Annotated in this window: 12 protein-coding genes and 4 tRNA genes; 7 read left to right on the plus strand and 9 right to left on the minus strand. The window is 56.4% G+C overall.

What is annotated here, in order from left to right:
• Nucleotides 1–10: 10 nt before the first annotated feature.
• The gene (locus tag ACI2J2_RS00275; RefSeq protein WP_404759180.1) at nt 11–3,955 is read left to right on the plus strand and encodes an enterobactin synthase subunit F; all 3,945 of its coding nucleotides are present in this window, start codon (nt 11–13) and stop codon (nt 3,953–3,955) included.
• 77 nt (nt 3,956–4,032) lie between these two features.
• Here the strand turns inward: ACI2J2_RS00275 and ACI2J2_RS00280 are convergent, their stop codons facing one another.
• The 3 genes from ACI2J2_RS00280 to fepD are packed head-to-tail and all read right to left on the minus strand — an operon-like array spanning nt 4,033 to nt 6,928.
• Nucleotides 4,033–4,833: an ATP-binding cassette domain-containing protein gene (locus ACI2J2_RS00280; RefSeq protein ID WP_209638706.1), complete on the minus strand. Its 801-nt coding sequence runs from the start codon at nt 4,831–4,833 to the stop codon at nt 4,033–4,035.
• Nucleotides 4,830–5,855, minus strand: coding sequence for an iron-enterobactin ABC transporter permease (gene fepG / locus ACI2J2_RS00285; protein WP_314592629.1), 1,026 nt, complete (start codon nt 5,853–5,855; stop codon nt 4,830–4,832). Before fepG ends, ACI2J2_RS00280 begins: the two co-directional genes overlap by 4 nt.
• Nucleotides 5,855–6,928 carry a Fe(3+)-siderophore ABC transporter permease gene (fepD, locus tag ACI2J2_RS00290; protein WP_404759181.1) on the minus strand — a complete coding sequence of 358 codons (1,074 nt, stop codon included), beginning with the start codon at nt 6,926–6,928 and terminating at the stop codon, nt 5,855–5,857. The genes fepG and fepD overlap by 1 nt, the downstream gene beginning before the upstream one ends.
• A 259-nt stretch (nt 6,929–7,187) precedes the next feature.
• Between fepD and entS the strand changes: the two genes are divergently transcribed.
• Nucleotides 7,188–8,456, plus strand: coding sequence for an enterobactin transporter EntS (entS, locus tag ACI2J2_RS00295; RefSeq protein WP_209638712.1), 1,269 nt, complete (start codon nt 7,188–7,190; stop codon nt 8,454–8,456).
• Here the strand turns inward: entS and fepB are convergent.
• Complete coding sequence (gene fepB, locus ACI2J2_RS00300; RefSeq protein WP_209638714.1) at nt 8,443–9,402, minus strand: Fe2+-enterobactin ABC transporter substrate-binding protein; 960 nt, start codon at nt 9,400–9,402, stop codon at nt 8,443–8,445. The genes entS and fepB overlap by 14 nt on opposite strands.
• A gap of 198 nt (nt 9,403–9,600) precedes the next feature.
• On the opposite strand from fepB, the gene ACI2J2_RS00305 reads away from it, so the two are divergent.
• The 4 genes from ACI2J2_RS00305 to dhbA are packed head-to-tail and all read left to right on the plus strand — an operon-like array spanning nt 9,601 to nt 14,062.
• A complete protein-coding gene (locus ACI2J2_RS00305) occupies nt 9,601–10,809 on the plus strand; it encodes an isochorismate synthase (protein ID WP_209638716.1) in 1,209 nt (402 codons plus the stop codon).
• A gap of 8 nt (nt 10,810–10,817) precedes the next feature.
• Nucleotides 10,818–12,446: a (2,3-dihydroxybenzoyl)adenylate synthase gene (locus ACI2J2_RS00310; protein ID WP_404759182.1), complete on the plus strand. Its 1,629-nt coding sequence runs from the start codon at nt 10,818–10,820 to the stop codon at nt 12,444–12,446.
• Nucleotides 12,447–12,449: 3 nt separating this feature from the next.
• The gene (locus tag ACI2J2_RS00315) at nt 12,450–13,304 is read left to right on the plus strand and encodes an isochorismatase (protein WP_209638720.1); all 855 of its coding nucleotides are present in this window, start codon (nt 12,450–12,452) and stop codon (nt 13,302–13,304) included.
• The gene (gene dhbA, locus ACI2J2_RS00320; protein ID WP_209638722.1) at nt 13,304–14,062 is read left to right on the plus strand and encodes a 2,3-dihydro-2,3-dihydroxybenzoate dehydrogenase; all 759 of its coding nucleotides are present in this window, start codon (nt 13,304–13,306) and stop codon (nt 14,060–14,062) included. The genes ACI2J2_RS00315 and dhbA overlap by 1 nt, the downstream gene beginning before the upstream one ends.
• A 307-nt stretch (nt 14,063–14,369) precedes the next feature.
• Here dhbA and ACI2J2_RS00325 read toward each other — a convergent pair.
• The 4 genes from ACI2J2_RS00325 to ACI2J2_RS00340 form a co-directional block, all read right to left on the minus strand.
• Nucleotides 14,370–14,445 (minus strand) — tRNA-Lys (locus tag ACI2J2_RS00325).
• Between the two features lie 7 nt (nt 14,446–14,452).
• Nucleotides 14,453–14,528: transfer RNA gene (locus ACI2J2_RS00330), tRNA-Val, on the minus strand.
• Between the two features lie 39 nt (nt 14,529–14,567).
• Nucleotides 14,568–14,643, minus strand: a tRNA-Val gene (locus tag ACI2J2_RS00335).
• Between the two features lie 40 nt (nt 14,644–14,683).
• A tRNA-Val gene (locus ACI2J2_RS00340) sits at nt 14,684–14,759 on the minus strand.
• Nucleotides 14,760–15,051: 292 nt separating this feature from the next.
• On the opposite strand from ACI2J2_RS00340, the gene gltX reads away from it, so the two are divergent.
• Entirely contained in the window at nt 15,052–16,467 is a 1,416-nt protein-coding gene (gene gltX / locus ACI2J2_RS00345) for a glutamate--tRNA ligase (RefSeq protein WP_209638724.1), read from the plus strand.
• A gap of 68 nt (nt 16,468–16,535) precedes the next feature.
• Here the strand turns inward: gltX and ACI2J2_RS00350 are convergent, their stop codons facing one another.
• Nucleotides 16,536–17,321 (minus strand): formate/nitrite transporter family protein, encoded by a 786-nt coding sequence (locus ACI2J2_RS00350; protein WP_404759183.1) that lies wholly within the window; start codon nt 17,319–17,321, stop codon nt 16,536–16,538.
• Between the last annotated feature and the right edge of the window lie 167 nt (nt 17,322–17,488).

A 17,488-nucleotide genomic window follows, 5' to 3' on the forward strand; every position in this document is an offset into this window, starting at 1 on the left:
AGTCAGTACCTTGTCAGACAGCACTTTGTTATCGGCCGAACAGCAGCTCGCCACTGAGCTGCCGTTGGTCGCCGCGCAACCTGGAATTTGGGTTGCCGATCAAATTTCACCGCATGCCAATGCGTATGCGGTTTCCCACTACATCGAACTCAATGGCGCGTTGGATCAGGATCGTTTGATGCAGGCGATTGCACAGGGCTTGTCCGAAGTGGATACCCTGCAGTACCGCTTTGACGAGCGTGATGGGGTTCCTGTGCAATGGCATGATCCGTCACTCGCGATCCTGCCGGTAGAATATCTTGATCTCAGCGATTCTCCTGATGCCGCGGCGGCGGCACGCGCTGTCATGCAACTGGATATGTCCGGTGATTTACGTATCGGCAGCGGCAATGCGCTGTATCGGCATATCTTGATTCGTCTGTCGGAACGACGTTGGTTCTGGTATCAGCGTTATCACCATATTCTGGTTGATGGCTTCAGTTTCACTGCTATTGCCCGCAGAATTGCCCATATTTATACCCGGATGTTACGTAATGAACAGCCGGATCCGACGCCGTTTAGCGCATTCAGTGAGGTAGTCGAGGAGTATCAGCGCTATGCGCAGTCGGCTACGAGCCAACGCGACGCCGCGTTTTGGCTCAATAAGGCACAACAGTTGCCGGCACCGGCAACCCTTTGCCCGCAACCCTTGGCTGGACAGACGCCGACCACCCGTATTCATCGGTTGTCGCAACTGTGCGACCAGCAGGACTTTAGCCAACTGGTGAACGCCGGTCAGCAGCAATTTAGCGTGGCAGATATGGCGCTGGCACTGGTGGCGTTATGGGTGTCTCGTCTGAGTGGCCACGCCAGTTTCAGCGCCGGTTTCATCTTTATGCGCCGTACCGGTTCGGCGGCGTTGTGTGCCAACGGCCCGGTGATTAACGTATTGCCGATCGAAATGCACCTCGAGCCGCAGGCGACCTTGAGCGACGTTGCCGGCAATATTGGCCGCGAGCTGAAAATCGTCCGTCGCCATCAGCGCTATGAGGCGGAACAGGTACAACGGGATCTGGGGCGGATTGGCGATGCTCAGCCGCTGTACGGCACGGTTTTCAACTTTAAAATGTTCGACTTCCAGTTGGACTTTGGCGGTATTGACGGTATTACCCATGAATTGGCATCAGGGCCCGTTCGGGATCTGGAGGTAGCGCTGTACCTGGATGAGTCCGGTACGCTGAAGGTTGATTTGCTGGCCAATGCCGAGCGCTATCAGCGTGATGAGTTGGCTGCGCATTTACAGCGTTTGCCGTTATTGTTGCGTCAGTTTGCCGCACAGCCCCAGATGCCGATTAGCGAAGCCGATTTGCTTACCGAGCAAGATCATGAGCTGCTGGCCAGGGTTAACGACACTGCGCATCCGGTGGCACCGCAAACGCTGACAGACCTGTTGGCAGACCAGGCGCTGAAAACCCCGGATGCCCCGGCACTGGCTGATGCGCAATACCAGTTCAGCTATCGGGAAACGCGTGAACAGGTTATGGCGTTGGCGCGCCAATTGACCGCTCAGGGCGTACAACCTGGGGATATCGTCGCCGTCGCGTTGCCGCGTTCCGTGTTCCTGTCGTTGGCATTAATGGCCATTGTTGAGGCTGGCGCGGCTTATTTACCGCTGGACACCGGTTATCCTGACGAACGCCTCAGCATGATGCTGGAGGACGCCTCCCCACGCCTGATCATCACCGAACCTGGCCAGCAAGCGCGTTTTGCTGGCAAGGGCGATATTTTCCTGTATGACGCACCGCTGGCGGCTGACAGTGCAGCGGATGTTGTGCTCCACGGGCCTACGCCACATCATCCGGCCTACATTATCTTTACCTCGGGTTCGACCGGGCGGCCAAAAGGTGTGCTGGTGGGGCACCAGGCGATCGTCAACCGTTTGTTGTGGATGCAGCATCAGTATCCGATGGCTGCGGGCGACGTGGTGTTGCAGAAAACCCCTTGCAGCTTTGATGTTTCGGTGTGGGAGTTTTTCTGGCCGCTGATGGTGGGGGCGCAATTGGTGATGGCACCGCCGGAGGCGCATCGCGATCCGGAACAGCTGCTGCAATTGATTGACCGGTATCGGGTGACCACCATGCACTTTGTGCCTTCGATGCTGGCGGCCTTTGTGGGGGCGCTGGATAGCCGACAAGCGGTGGCCTGCTGCGCACCATTACGACAGGTGTTCTGCAGCGGCGAAGCACTGCCTGCCGAGCTGTGTCGCTTATGGCAAAGCCGCACCGGTGTCCCATTGCACAACCTGTATGGTCCGACCGAAGCCGCTGTGGATGTCAGTTGGCACCCGGCTTGGGGCGAGGCGTTGGCCGCTGTCACGGGGGCTAACGTGCCGATCGGTTTGCCGGTGTGGAATACCGGGTTGCGCATCCTTGACGCCCGTCTGCGTCCGGTGCCGCCGGGTGTTGCTGGCGACTTGTATCTTACCGGTGTACAGCTGGCACAGGGGTATTTGGGGCGACCGGAGCTGACCGCCAGCCGCTTTGTGGCCGATCCTGAGGGTAAGGGGGGCCGAATGTACCGTACGGGCGACGTTGCCCGCTGGTTGCCAGGCGGCGAGGTCGAATACCTTGGCCGTAGTGACGATCAATTAAAAATTCGTGGTCAGCGCATCGAACTGAGTGAAATCGATCATGCGCTGCTGTCGTTGCCGGGCATCAAGCAGGCGGTTACGCATGCGCTGGTGCTGAATAATACGCCAACCGATCCTGCCGGCGGCGATGCCCGCCAACTGGTGGGGTATTTGGTGGCGCAGCCGGACGTACGTCTTGATCTGGACGCGCTGCGTGCTGCGCTGGCCGATCGTCTGCCGCCACATATGGTGCCGGTAGCGTTGGTTGAGATGGCGTCTCTGCCGCTGAGTGCCAACGGCAAGCTGGATCGTAAAGCTTTACCACAACCGCAAAGCGGCGTCAGAGCCGCAGGGCGTGAACCTGCAGCGGGGCTGGAAACGGCAATCGCCACCGTGTTCGCCCGGTTGCTGCAGCGTGAAACTGTCTTTGCCGACGACGATTTCTTCGCTCTCGGCGGGCACTCGCTGCTGGCGATGCGCCTGGCGGCGGAACTGCGTCGTGATCTGGGCAAGGCGGTGTCTGTCGGGCAGGTGATGGTCGCTTCTCGCGTGGAACAACTGGCGCAGTTGCTGGCGCAAGAGCGCACGCAGGAAGAAGCGGACCAGACGGGTTTTGACAGCATATTGCCACTGCGTACCACCGAGGGGCCGACGTTGTTCTGTCTGCATCCGGCCTCTGGATTCTCCTGGCAGTTCAGCGTACTGCCGCGCTATATCGATCAGCATTGGTCGCTGGTGGGGATTCAGTCACCGCGCCCCGACGGCCCGCTGGCGCTCAGTGAGCACATGGATCAGGTGTGCGACGCGCATCTGGAGAAAGTATTGCAGGTGCAACCGCACGGTCCGTATCACTTTATCGGTTATTCGCTGGGTGGCACGTTGGCACAGGGTATCGCAGCCAGGTTGCAGGCGCGGGGTGAAGACGTGGCCTTCCTTGGGTTGCTGGATACCTACCCGCCGGAAACGCAGAACTGGGACGTGATGCTGGATGACAACGTGCTAAAAGAAGTTCAGCGCGAACGTCAGCAATTCCTGGCAGTGTCCGAGGATGCGCTTGATCCGGCATTGGGTGAAACCCGTGTGGCGATGTTCGATAATATCGAAGCCAACTACGCCGACTCGGTACGCCTGCTTTCTGCGACCAATACGGCGAACTTCAAAGGGCAGGCGACGCTGTTTGTTGCACGTCAGACCTTGCAGGAAGGGATGGATGTCCAGCAGACCTGGGCGAAATACGTGGATACCTTGCAGGTGCATGAACTCGATTGTGCGCACGTAGATATCGTTTCACCCACCTCATTCAAAGTATTGGGGCCGCTATTGAACCGCATACTTCGAGCGTTGTAATCCCCAGTGAGGGTAGGGGATGAATACATTCGTCCCGATTAACGCGGGCCCAGCATGCTGGGCCCCTACCATCTCGATTACTTACCCAGTGGTACCACCAACGGCGTGTGCGAAACCGGATCATCAATGATCATGCAGCGCAGGCCGTACACCTTTTCGATCAGTTCCGGCGTCACAATATCCTTAGGCGCACCTTCGGCAACGACCTTGCCGTCTCGCATGGCGATCAGATGCGTGGCATAACGGCAGGCATGGTTAAGATCGTGCAGCACGACCACCAACGTATGACCGTTTTCACGGTTTAACTGGCGCATGAGCTCCAGCAAATCTATCTGATGGGTGATATCCAGCCAGGTGGTCGGTTCATCCAGCAGCAACAGCGGTGTTTGCTGCGCTAATACCATCGCAATCCACACGCGTTGGCGTTGCCCGCCAGAAAGCGTATCAACCGGCTGTTCGGACAGCTCAAAAACGCCGGTCGAACGCATGGCCTGTTCCACCGCCTGTTGGTCTTCCTCACGCCAGCGACTGAACAGACGCTGATGCGGATAGCGGCCTCGGGCCACCAAATCAAACACGGTAATGTCGCCCGGCGCTGTTGAGCTTTGCGGCAGCAACCCCAGTTGGCGTGCCACCTCTTTGGTCGCATATTCGCTAATCTGTTTGCCGTTTAGCCAGACCGCGCCTGCCTGTGGTTGGATCAGACGGCTGAGGGTGCGCAACAAGGTAGATTTGCCACAGGCATTTGGCCCGATAATGACCGTCAGTTCACCGTGCGGGATGGAGACGGAAAGGTCGCTTGCGACGATTTTTTTGTCATAACCGAGCGTCAGGTGTTCAGCGCGCAATGGCGCGGTCTGCAAGGGATCAGCATTCATTTTTTTCGTGACTCACGGATTAATAACCAAATCAGGTAAATGCCACCCAGGCTGACGGTGAGTACACCGACCGGCAACTGATAAGGCATAAACAGGCGTTGTGCGGCGACATCGGCGAGCAGCAGCAGCAGGGCGCCCGTCAGAGCAGTCAGCAGCAGTACGCTACGGTTGGCGCACAGGCGTCGCGCAATCTGCGGTGCCACCAGTGCGATAAAGGAGATGGGCCCCGCCACGGCGGTTGCGGCCGCCGTCAGGACGACCCCGACCAGCAGCAGCAATACGCGCGAACGTTCCACTGACACACCGAGCGCGCAGGCGGCGTCATCCCCCATTTCCAGCAGCCGCATACGGCGAGCCAGCGTCAATAACAGCAGGCAGCACAGTACAATCACGACCAGTACGGGCAGGCTTTTCGCCCAACTGACACCGTTAAGTGAGCCCGCGTTCCACAGCCCGGCAGACATCGCTGATTCCAGCGAGGCGCTGATAAGAAGCCAGGTATTACCGGCGACCAACAGGGCACGCACCGCAATGCCAACGATAATCAAACGGAATGATTCGACACCATTTCGCCACGCCAGCAAATAAATCAACGCGGCGGTGAGTAAGCCACCGGCCAACGCTCCAGCGGTGATGCCGAAGACACTTCCATTAAACAATACGATGGCTACCAATACGCCGCTGTAGGCGCCGGTGTTAAAGCCAATTACGTCAGGGCTGCCGAGCGGGTTGCGCAATATCGATTGGAAAATGGCCCCGCTGAGGCCGAGCGCCGCCCCCAGCAACAGAGCCATCATCACGCGTGGCAAGCGCCATTGGGTGACGATCACCGCCAGGTTTGCCGGGCCTTCACCGCGCAAGGCGTCGATCACCTGCGAGGCACTCAGCGACAGTGCGCCAGAGCCCAGGGCGTAAATGGCGAGCCCCAGAGCGGCCAACATGAGCAACATCGCGGTCAGCGTCGGACGCGACAAGGCGCGAATTTTGTGGTTAGCCATCCGACGGGCTGCAGACATCGACATTAGCGCTGCCTCCTGAACATATGGCGCTGACGCACCAGCACGATCAGCAGCGGTGCACCAATCAGGGCGGTGACGATGGAGACACGTAATTCACCGGCAACCAGGAAACGACCGAGGAGGTCGGCGCTCAGCAGCAGGATAGGGGTCAATACCAGCGTCCAGGGCAGCATCCAGTGCAGCTCTGAACCGGCCAACCGACGGGCAATATGCGGCATCATCAGGCCGACAAAGGCAATCGGACCGACGGCAGCTGTAGCACCGCCGCACAGTAAGGTAATCGTCAGCAGGCCCAACAACTGGGTACGAACAATGCCGGTACCCAGTGCGGTAGCCAATTCATTGCCCATGCTCAGGCTATTGAGCGACTTACTCATCCACAGCGTAATCAGCGTGCCCAATAAGATCGGCAGGGCGACGGTACGCACCACCTGCATATTTTGAATATCCAGAGAACCGGCCTGCCAAAAACGCAGCTGATCGAACACCAGCGGGTTTAACAGGGAAATCCCAGAGGTCAGGCCCTCCAGCACCGCCGCCAATGCGACCCCGGCTAGCGTCAGGCGCACCGGGTTCAAACTGCTGCCACCCAGAGCACCGATCAGTGCGACAAGCAGCGCGGCAAACATCGCACCGGCAAAGGCGAACCACAGATATTGGCTGATGTTGGCGGCACCAAAGAAGGTGATACCCAGCACTACGGCAAAGCCTGCACCGGCGTTAACGCCAAGAATACCGGGATCGGCCAGCGGATTGCGGGTGAGGGTTTGCATCAGTACCCCAGACAGACCCAATGCGATACCCGCCAACACGCCAACCAGCGTGCGTGGCAGCCTGGCATTGGTAATGATGGTGCAATCCGCCCCGCCGCATTGCCCATTCAGCGCCTGGATAACCGTATCAAAGGGAATAGACTTGGCGCCAAGCGACAGGCTGAGCAGCATGATGACCAACAGTGCGAAAAGAGCAATCAGCAGACCAAACAGCCTGCGGCGAAATGAACGGGGAGTGCCCCCAAGGTGACGCCCCCCTGAGGTGGGAACGGGCTGTGTGCAATGGCGTGTAATCCGTAACATAACAATCCATTATTTAATTGAATATAAATGATATTTATTATCATTATTGATTGTTTTCATCTATGGTACCATGAGTTCCTTCGCTATTGCAGCACATACCCTTCATTCTTGAAGCTGCATCTGTGTTGGCTGCGAGCGCTGGCCCAGTGGCTTACTTGAGTAAGCACCCTGGGGATGCTCGCGCTTGCCGCCTTGATGCAACGCCAATTATTTTGGCTATAGACGCTGCCCCTTTTCTTTAGTTGTGGTGAGAAAGCTGATGAGTAAGCCCTCTATTTTGCTTGATTTTGGCCTGCTTAAGACCAATGGCGCTTTTCGCGCCGTATTCTGTGCGCGCTTTATTTCCATTCTCGCACTGGGATTGATGGCCATTGCGATCCCGGTTCAGATTCAAGCCTTGACCGGATCGACGTTGTTGGTCGGGTTGTCCGTAACGCTGGCAGGTAGCGGCATGTTTGCCGGGTTGCTGATGGGCGGTGTACTGGCCGATCGCTACGAACGTCGCCGTCTGATTTTGTTTGCGCGCTCCACTTGCGGCATTGGTTTTATCGGTCTGTGTCTGAACGCCGCGTTGCCAGCACCTTCATTGACGCTGATTTATCTGTTGGCGGTCTGGGACGGTTTCTTTGGTGCGGTCGGCGTTACGGCACTGTTGGCGGCAACGCCCGCGCTGGTAGGGCGTGAAAATATCGTGCAGGCCGGGGCTATCAGCATGTTGACCGTCCGCTTTGGCTCAATCCTTTCTCCGGCGATCGGGGGTTTGGTGATCGCCAATGCCGGTGTGACGTGGAACTACGGTTTGGCGGCGTTTGGTACCTTGCTGACGTTGATCCCTTTACTGCGTCTGCCTCAGCTGTTGCCGCCACCGCAGCCGCGTGAGCACCCGCTGCGTGCGCTCGCCGGCGGTTTCGGCTTCCTGTTCCGCAACCGGGTGATCGGTATGGTGGCGCTGATCGGCGCATTGCTGACCATGGCCAGTGCAGTGCGAGTACTGTATCCGGCCATGTCCGGCATGTGGCATGTCAGCGCAGCACAATTGGGCTTTATGTACTCTGCTGTCCCACTGGGTGCGGCGATAGGGGCTTTCACCAGTGGGCGAGTTGCCCAGGTTGCACGTCCGGGTTGGATGATGCTGATGACGGCGATTGGCGCCTTTATTGCCATTGGTCTGTTCGGTCTCATGCCGTGGTATGGCCTGGCGCTGTTTTTCCTGGTGGTTTTCGGTTACCTGAGTGCGTTGAACTCACTGTTGCAGTATGGGTTGATCCAGAACCTGACGCCAGATGCGTTCCTTGGGCGTATTAATGGCTTGTGGACGGCGCAAAACGTGGTAGGGGATGCACTGGGTGCGTTGCTGTTGGGGGCGATGGGGGCGTTTATGCTGCCGGCGATGACATCAACCAGCTTTGGTTTTGGTGTTGCGGTACTCGGCGTAGTGCTGGCTTTCGCGATGCGTGGTTTGCGTCAGGTTGGCAGTGGCGGGCAAGAAAATGATCTCCAGCCCGCCGCAGAATCTACTGAGAAATAAACTGTTTTTCCAACAGCGTCAGCAGATTGCTGGCGCTGTAATAATCCAGTCGGAAAGTATCATTCCCCAGAGCATAAACCCGCTTGTGTTGCACTGCCGGCAGATGAGCCAGGAAAGGATTCGCCATCAGCCGCTGCGCGTCACTGTCGTTGTTGGCAAATAGCATCAGCGTCTGGCCGTTCAGGCCTTCCGCCAGGTTCTCTCCACTAAGTTGAATAATGTCTTTGCGCATTCCCATGCTGCGGCTGTTGTTCAGCTTGGCGGGTGGGACGGCCAGCGTAAAACCAAGCTGCTTGAGCATTTGGCCCTGGGAAGATTCAGCGGTCCATAGATTGGCAGACTTACCGTCGGCGCTGAATACCAAGGCGGAGACGGGTTGTTCCGGCAGGGTCATACGCTGTTTCAGCGATTTCTCGCGGGCATCGAAATCACTGACGACTTTTTGTGCCTGGGCTTCATGCCCAGTGGCCTGACCCAATTGAGTCGCCAACGCCTGCCAGCTTTTGTCGTCGTAATTGACGACCAACACCGGGGCAATGGCGGAGAGTTGATCGTACAAGCGCAGGGCGGAATCGGCACCGGTTGCCGAAATAATGATCAGGTCCGGGGCTTCACCGGCGATGGCCTCGGCGTTGGGTTCACCAATGTACAGGCGTTTAACGCCGCGTTGCGCCGCAATAGCGCTCCACTGGTGGAAGAAGCCCTGTGAATCAGCCAGACGGCTGCCGGGCGTAGTGGCACCACTGGCGACCACCGGCGCGTCGATCGCCAACAGGGTGCCGGTAACGGTAACGCTGGTGGAAACGATACGGGCAGGGGGCTGTGCGAGCGTCACCACGCCGTGTGACGTTTCAATTTTACGCGGCCAGCCAGCGTCTGCGGCATGGGCTGCACCGATAGCCATCATGCCAAATAGCGCCAGGCTGATGAGCAGATTCTTCTTCATAAAGCATTCCTCAGACGTTAAATAGTAATACTTATCATTTATATAATTAAAGCTGCTGGTTTTATATCATGATTATGATTGGAAGAACTGTTTACATTTATTGACATAGCATATTCACGAGGGTAATTTAACGCGATTCAATACAAATGATAATCATTATTATACAGGTTATTGTTAATGATACGAAAGGGAGAACCGATGAGTGTGACAGCAAAGGGTACCGGGCAGAAGAAGCCACAAAGCAAGGGCAGCGAACAGCCTGTCGCAGGTGTGTCGCCGACTTCCGGCTTTTTCTTTACCTCTCCTTTCCGTAGCCTGAGCACGCAAGGCTGCTTCGCCAAAATCACGCTGCCGGCCCTGGATGGCGACCAATTGAATGGCGAATTCCAACAGGCGGTGCAGCATGCGTTTGCCGAGGCCAAACTGGCGGGAGTTAAGAACCCGGTTTTGTGCGGTGCGATCCCTTTTGACACTCATCAACCCTCAGCGCTGTTTATTCCCCAGCGCACCCAATGGTTTGAACGCGATGCCTTTTTGGCCAGCGTGACATCCCCACAGGACGCTTTGCCGGAGATTACCCGGCAAAGAGAAGTGCCTGCCCAGCAACCCTTCATGCAAATGGTGGCGGATGCGGTAGAGGCGACCAAAGGCGACCAGCTGGATAAAGTGGTCCTGTCGCGTCTGCTGGAGATTGAAACGCGCGAGCCGGTGGACCGCCAGGCGTTGATGGCGCGTATCATCGCCCAGAACCCGCATGGTTTCCACTTCCACGTACCGCTGGATCAGGGGGCATTGCTGGGCGCTAGCCCAGAACTTCTGCTACGTAAGTCCGGCGCTCAATTTTTCTCTAACCCATTGGCAGGATCCGCTCGACGCCATGCCGATCCACAGCGAGATCGCGAGATCAGTCAACAGCTGTTGGTATCAGAAAAAGATCGCTATGAGCACCAGTTTGTCACCGAAGGGATGCGGCAGGTGCTGACAGAACGCTGCAGCTATCTGAATATCCCAACCACGCCAGAATTATTGAGCACCACCACGCTGTGGCACCTGTCCACACCGATCGACGGTGAGGCAGCCAGCCGTGCGGAGAATGCGCTCTCGCTGGCCTGCCTGCTGCACCCGACGCCTGCGCTGTGCGGTACGCCGACGGCATTGGCACACCAGGTGATTAAACAACTTGAACCCTTTGATCGCGGCCTGTTTGGCGGGATTGTCGGCTGGTGTGATGCTGAAGGTAACGGTGAGTGGGTGGTCACGATTCGTTGCGGCACGGTGCAGGGCAACCAGGTGCGACTGTTTGCCGGTGCCGGCATAGTGCAAGACTCTTCGCCGGAATCTGAATGGCATGAAACCGGCACCAAACTCAGTACCATTTCGCGGGCGTTTGGCCTGAACCAAGGATAGACATTCCCATGAGTATTGCTTTTACCCCCTGGCCTGATGATTTAGCCCGTCGTTATCGTGAACGCGGATATTGGACCGATCGGCCCTTGACCGACATCGTCACTCGTCAGGCCAAAAATGACGCCATCGCGTTGATCGACCCACAACGTAGCCTGAGCTATCGCCAGCTTAACCAGCTTTCCGATCGGCTGGCTGCCGCCCTTCAGCGCCGGGGCATGCAAAGCGGCGATACCGCGTTGGTACAGCTGGGTAACGTGGTCGAGTTCTATGTGACGTTTTTTGCGTTGCTGAAAATGGGTGTTGTGCCCGTAAACGCATTGTTCAGTCATCAACGCAACGAGCTAAATGCATATGCTGCGCAGATCAAACCGGCATTACTGATTGCTGACCGTCAGCATGCTCTGTTTGGTAACGACGAATTCCTGACGGCGTTCCGTGCCGAGCATCCTTCCTTGCGTGTGGTGGGGTTGCGTAGCCAGGAGGGGGGCGAACTGTCACTGTCAGCCTGGCTGGAAGAGGACAGCGGTGATTTTGTTGCTGCGCCAACCCCGGCAGACCAGGTGGCATTTTTCCAACTGTCTGGTGGCAGTACCGGGACGCCAAAGCTCATTCCACGCACCCACAATGATTACTACTACAGCATCCGCCGTAGCGTGGAGATCTGTCATTTTGACGTGGATACTCGCTACCTGTGCGCATTGCCGGTTGCGCATAACTACCCAATGAGCTCGCCGGGTGTCCTGGGGGTTTTCTATGGTGCCGGGTTGGTGGTGTTTGCCAGCGATCCCGATGCCGGACAATGCTTCCGACTGATCGAACAGCATCAGATTAATGTGACGGCGCTCGTACCACCGGCGGTGACGCTGTGGCTGCAGGCTATTGAAGAGTGGGGCGTTTGCCAACAACTGACCAGCCTTAAGCTGCTGCAGGTGGGCGGTGCCAAGCTGGGGGAAACGCTGGCGGCGCGTATTCCTGCGGAAATCGGCTGTCAGTTACAGCAGGTGTTCGGTATGGCTGAAGGCCTGGTGAATTACACCCGGCTGGATGATGACGACCGGCATATTCTGACGACCCAGGGCTGCCCAATGTCACCGGATGACGAGTTATGGGTGGCCGATGATGATGGCAACCCGCTGCCGGTAGGGGAAACCGGGCGTCTCATGACCCGCGGGCCCTATACCTTCCGCGGTTATTACCAAAGCCCGGAGCATAACGCGGCGGCTTTTGATCACGACGGGTTTTACTGTTCCGGCGATCTGATCAGCCTGACTGAAGACGGCTATGTGAAGGTTGAAGGGCGACAGAAAGATCAGATCAACCGCGGCGGGGAAAAGATCGCCGCCGAGGAAATCGAAAATCTGCTGTTGCGTCATCCGGAAGTGATCAATGCGGCGCTGGTATCGATGCCGGATGAGCTGATGGGCGAAAAAAGCTGCGCCTATATTATCGCCACCACGGCACTGAAACCGGTCGTGCTGCGTCGCCATTTACGCGCCGAGGGCGTGGCCGAATTCAAATTACCCGACCGTTTTATACAGGTTGATACGCTGCCGCTCACCCCGGTTGGCAAAGTGGATAAAAAACTGTTGCGCCAACGCCTGGAAGCGCAACAACTGACTCTGGTCCAGGGAGAATAAGTCATGGCCATTCCAAAACTTAATGATTACGCGTTGCCGACTCAGGCTGAGCTGCCAACCAACAAAGTGACCTGGGCGGTGGAACCGCAGCGCGCTGCACTGCTGATCCACGACATGCAGCAGTATTTTCTGAATTTCTGGGGCGAAGACAGCCCGTTGATCAAACAGGTGGTGGAGAACATTGCCAACCTGCGCCGTTACTGCAAGTCACAGGGGATCCCGGTGTTCTATACCGCCCAACCGAACCAGCAAAGCGATGAAGATCGCGCTTTGCTCAATGACATGTGGGGACCGGGTTTGAATAAACATCCGGAACAGCAGGCGGTGGTTGCCGCGTTGGCGCCGGAAGACGACGATACTGTATTGGTGAAGTGGCGCTACAGTGCTTTCCACCGCTCACCATTGCAGGACATTCTGCAGGAATCAGGCCGCGATCAGTTGATTATCTGCGGTGTGTACGCGCATATCGGTTGTATGACCACGGCGATTGATGCCTTCATGCGCAATATTCAGCCGTTTATGGTGGCTGACGGCCTGGCCGACTTCTCTCGTGAAGAGCATCTGATGGCGTTGCGCTATACCGCAGGCCGTTGTGGCCGTGTGGTAACGACCGCCGAACTGTTGCCAGGAATCGCCAGTAAGGCGGCACTGCGTCAGCAAATCATGCCTTTCCTCGACGAAGACAGCGAGGACATGGGTGACGACGAAAACCTGATCGACTACGGTTTGGATTCGGTGCGCATTATGGAGCTGGCCGCGCGCTGGCGTAAAATCCGTGGCGATATCGATTTTATCGCCCTGGCCAAGAACCCGAGCATTGATGGCTGGTGGGCGCTGTTGTCAGAGGGGAAAGCCTGATGGCGCAACCGGGCGATTTTGCAGGTAAACGCGTCTGGGTCACTGGTGCAGGGGCCGGGATTGGTTTGGAAACGGCGTTAGCCTTTATGCGGGCCGGTGCCGAGGTGATTGGTTTTGATAAGCACTTTGGCGAGCCGGAATATGCCTTCCGTACCGAAGTACTGGATATCGCCGACAGTGATGCAGTCGATCTTGTGTGCGGACGTTTGTTGGCTGAGCAGGGTGAATTAGACGTGCTGGTGAATGGGGCGGGTATTCTGCGTATGGGGCTGACGGATGAAACCAGCGCTGCGGATTGGCTGGCTTGTCTGGCCGTCAATGCGGGTGGGGCATTCAATATGTTCCGCCATGCCTTGCCGGTGTTCCGCCGCCAACGGCGTGGTGCGATTGTCAGTGTGGCGTCCAACGCAGCCCATGTGCCGCGTGTCGGCATGGCGGCCTACTGTGCCTCCAAGGCGGCATTGCGTAGCCTGTGCCAGACCGTAGGGTTGGAAATGGCCCCTTATGGCGTTCGCAGCAACCTGGTTTCGCCGGGTTCAACCAATACGCCAATGCAGCGTGGTATGTGGCAGGACGAAACGGGTGAGCAGAAAACGATTAACGGTTTCCCGGAACAGTTCAAACTGGGTATTCCGTTGGGGAAAATAGCTCAGCCGCAGGAAATCGCCGATGCGATTTTGTTCCTGGCTTCCGATCGTGCCGGTCATATCACCATGCAGGATATTGTGATTGATGGCGGGGCGACGCTGGCGGCCTGATATACCCGTCATACTTCAAGCCGCAGGGGCGTTAACTGCAAGCGTTCACCCGAATCACTGACTTGAGTAAGCTCATCGTGATTATGAGCCTCTTTGAGGCTCACCCTAGCGGGCCAACGCAAGCGTTGTTCGAATCAGCTAAAGCCGATTTGTCTCGCTCTTGTCGCCTTCCTGCAACTTGAATTATTTATGACCATAGGGCGCTGCTTGCAGCGCTTTTTTCATGGGCTTAGCAAGGAGGGAAGAGGTAATGGGGGGGCCGAACGACAGATGCGAAAAAAGCGCCAAAAGGCGCTTTTTTCTGTATTGGTGGGTCGTGCGGGATTCGAACCTGCGACCAATTGATTAAAAGTCAACTGCTCTACCAACTGAGCTAACGACCCGCAGAAGTGGTGGGTGATGACGGGCTCGAACCGCCGACCCCCTCCGTGTAAAGGAGATGCTCTACCAACTGAGCTAATCACCCACTTCAGGACTTCCGGGTACTGCTAAACAAGAGAATGAGTGGTGGGTGATGACGGGCTCGAACCGCCGACCCCCTCCGTGTAAAGGAGATGCTCTACCAACTGAGCTAATCACCCTCATTCTTCTCATTTCTTACTGCTTTACTGCTCAACAAGATGGTGGGCGATGACGGGCTCGAACCGCCGACCCCCTCCGTGTAAAGGAGATGCTCTACCAACTGAGCTAATCGCCCCGTCTTGTTGGAGTCGCATTATAGGGATAGTTGAAAGTGAGTCAACGGTTTTTAAAATGATTTCAATCGTTCGCCGCAAATTTAAACAGGATGCGATATTTATAACCGGCAATGATGATTCTTTGCACATTGTTATGCGAAACGCGTTTCAGAGAGAGCGAAATCAGGCGCAGCAATATCGTGTCGGCGTTGAGGAATTAGCGCGTGGTGATACAATGTTGCCCACTTTTTTAAATTCCGAGCAATCGTCGGCAACCGCTGACACGCGTTGCGTAATAAGGCAGTGAACCCAATGAAAATCAAAACCCGTTTTGCACCGAGCCCAACCGGCTATCTTCACGTCGGTGGCGCCCGTACTGCGCTTTATTCCTGGTTATTCACTCGCCATGCGGGCGGTGAGTTCGTTCTGCGTATCGAAGATACCGACCTGGAACGTTCAACCCAGGATGCGATCGACGCAATTATGGATGGCATGAACTGGTTAAACCTGGATTGGAACGAAGGCCCGTACTTCCAGACCAAGCGTTTTGATCGCTATAACGCGGTAATTGACGACATGCTGGTGCAGGGTACCGCCTATAAATGCTATTGCTCGAAGGAACGTCTGGAAGCGCTGCGTGAAAAGCAAATGGAAAACGGCGAAAAACCGCGTTACGACGGTCACTGCCGGGACAGCCAGTGCAGCCATACAGATGACGAGCCACACGTGGTACGTTTCCGTAACCCGCAGGAAGGTTCGGTCATCTTCGATGACAAGATCCGTGGCCCGATCGAATTCAGCAACCAAGAGCTGGATGATCTGATCATCCGTCGTACCGACGGTTCACCGACCTACAACTTCTGCGTAGTCGTAGACGACTGGGATATGGAAATCAGCCACGTGATCCGCGGCGAAGACCACATCAACAACACCCCGCGCCAGATCAACATCCTGAAAGCGCTGGGCGCACCGGTACCCGAATACGCGCACGTTTCGATGATCCTGGGCGACGACGGCAAAAAACTGTCTAAACGTCATGGGGCAGTAGGTGTGATGCAGTATCGTGACGACGGCTATCTGCCGCAGGCGCTGCTGAACTACCTGGTACGTTTGGGCTGGTCCCATGGCGACCAGGAAATCTTCTCTATTGATGAGATGAAAGAGTATTTCACTCTGGAAGCGATCAACAAATCTGCCAGTGCCTTCAATACAGAGAAGCTGCAGTGGCTGAACCACCATTACATTAACCATATGCCGGCTGAAGAAGTGGCGGTGTACCTGGCGTGGCACGTGGAACAACAGGGTATCGAAACCCGTAATGGCCCTGAGCTGAAAGACATCGTTAAGCTGTTGGGCGAGCGTTGTAAAACCCTGAAGGAAATGGCGGAGTCTTGCCGTTACTTCTACGAAGACTTCAGTGAGTTCGATGCTGACGCTGCCAAAAAACACCTGCGTCCGGTTGCACGCCAGCCGCTGGAGGCCGTACGTGCCAAATTGGCGGCTATCACTACCTGGACGCCAGAAAACGTGCATGACGCCATTCAGGGCACGGCTGATGAGCTGGGTGTCGGTATGGGCAAGGTCGGCATGCCGCTGCGCGTAGCGGTCACGGGTGCCGGCCAGTCACCGGGTATGGATGTTACCGTACATGCTATTGGTCAGGCACGTTCTCTGCAGCGTATTGATCTGGCGCTGGCTTACATCGCCGGACGTGAAGCCCAGGCCTGATCGTTTCTGAGCCTGTAAATAAAAAAGCCCCGTGGAGTTATCCCGGGGCTTTTTTTTATCTGCGCCGATCAGGCCTGTTCGCTGGCAGGAACGGCGGGGCGGTAAGCGAGGAAGTACATCAAACCGACGAAGCCTGCACCTCCCAATGCGTTACCGAGGAATACGGCGGTGAAGTTGGGCAGATATTGGCCCCAGCTCATGCCACCGGCAAAGATAGCGGCCGGGATTATAAACATGTTTGCCACCACGTGTTGAAAACCAATAGCCACAAAAGCCATCACCGGGAACCACATGCCAATCACTTTGCCCGGCACGTCTTTGCTGGCAAAGGCTAACCATACTGCCAAACACACCAGCCAATTGCAGCCGACGCCGGAAATGAATGCGTGCAGGAAATCGGCATCGACCTTGGCTTGTGCGATGGACAGGGTTTTGTGCAGGAATGCGCCCTCTGTCAGGCCAAGCAGGTGGCCAAAGAAATAGGCGACAGCCACGCTGCCGACGAAGTTGGCCAGCGTGACCCAGAACCAGTTGCGCAAAATGGCGAAAAACGAAATCTGGCGAGCAAACCAGGCTATCGGTAATGTCATCATATTACCGGTCAGTAACTCACCACCGGCAAGAAGGGTCAGGATCAGCCCGATCGGGAAGACAGCGGCGCCAAGCAATGCGCCGAAGGAGCCCCATTCGGCCGGTAAGGTGCCGATAACGTGGATGTCCAGCAGGAAGCCGGTCGCGATAAAGGCCCCGGCGAGAAAGCCCAGAATGAGCAGGTTGGCGAGTGACGCCTGGCTTTTGTTTACGCCTGCCTGAATGGCTAGCGCAGCGATTTCTTTTGGTGAATGCAACGACATAACTGACTCGGTTTATAGTTGTGGAATTTACGACGGGGGCAGTCTATGCCTGTGGGGCGGGTGACTCAAGCCTAAATCGCTAACATTCCGTTAATTAAAAATCAACACAATGGATAAGGTTTTTTGGTTTTTGTGATGCGGCGCTTGCTGCGGCTGATTTTTACCCA

Source organism: Serratia sp. NPDC087055 (assembly GCF_044900985.1).
Classification (GTDB): domain Bacteria; phylum Pseudomonadota; class Gammaproteobacteria; order Enterobacterales; family Enterobacteriaceae; genus Serratia.

Bases quoted from the DNA above. Each gene is read 5' to 3' on its own strand.
- fepB (WP_209638714.1), bottom strand. From the start codon at position 9,402: ATGAAGAAGAATCTGCTCATCAGCCTGGCGCTATTTGGCATGATGGCT.
- ACI2J2_RS00310 (WP_404759182.1), top strand. From the start codon at position 10,818: ATGAGTATTGCTTTTACCCCCTGGCCTGATGATTTAGCCCGTCGTTAT.
- gltX (WP_209638724.1), top strand. From the start codon at position 15,052: ATGAAAATCAAAACCCGTTTTGCACCGAGCCCAACCGGCTATCTTCAC.
- entS (WP_209638712.1), top strand. From the start codon at position 7,188: ATGAGTAAGCCCTCTATTTTGCTTGATTTTGGCCTGCTTAAGACCAAT.
- fepG (WP_314592629.1), bottom strand. From the start codon at position 5,855: ATGTCGATGTCTGCAGCCCGTCGGATGGCTAACCACAAAATTCGCGCC.
- fepD (WP_404759181.1), bottom strand. From the start codon at position 6,928: ATGTTACGGATTACACGCCATTGCACACAGCCCGTTCCCACCTCAGGG.
- ACI2J2_RS00315 (WP_209638720.1), top strand. From the start codon at position 12,450: ATGGCCATTCCAAAACTTAATGATTACGCGTTGCCGACTCAGGCTGAG.
- ACI2J2_RS00305 (WP_209638716.1), top strand. From the start codon at position 9,601: ATGAGTGTGACAGCAAAGGGTACCGGGCAGAAGAAGCCACAAAGCAAG.
- dhbA (WP_209638722.1), top strand. From the start codon at position 13,304: ATGGCGCAACCGGGCGATTTTGCAGGTAAACGCGTCTGGGTCACTGGT.
- ACI2J2_RS00350 (WP_404759183.1), bottom strand. From the start codon at position 17,321: ATGTCGTTGCATTCACCAAAAGAAATCGCTGCGCTAGCCATTCAGGCA.
- ACI2J2_RS00280 (WP_209638706.1), bottom strand. From the start codon at position 4,833: ATGAATGCTGATCCCTTGCAGACCGCGCCATTGCGCGCTGAACACCTG.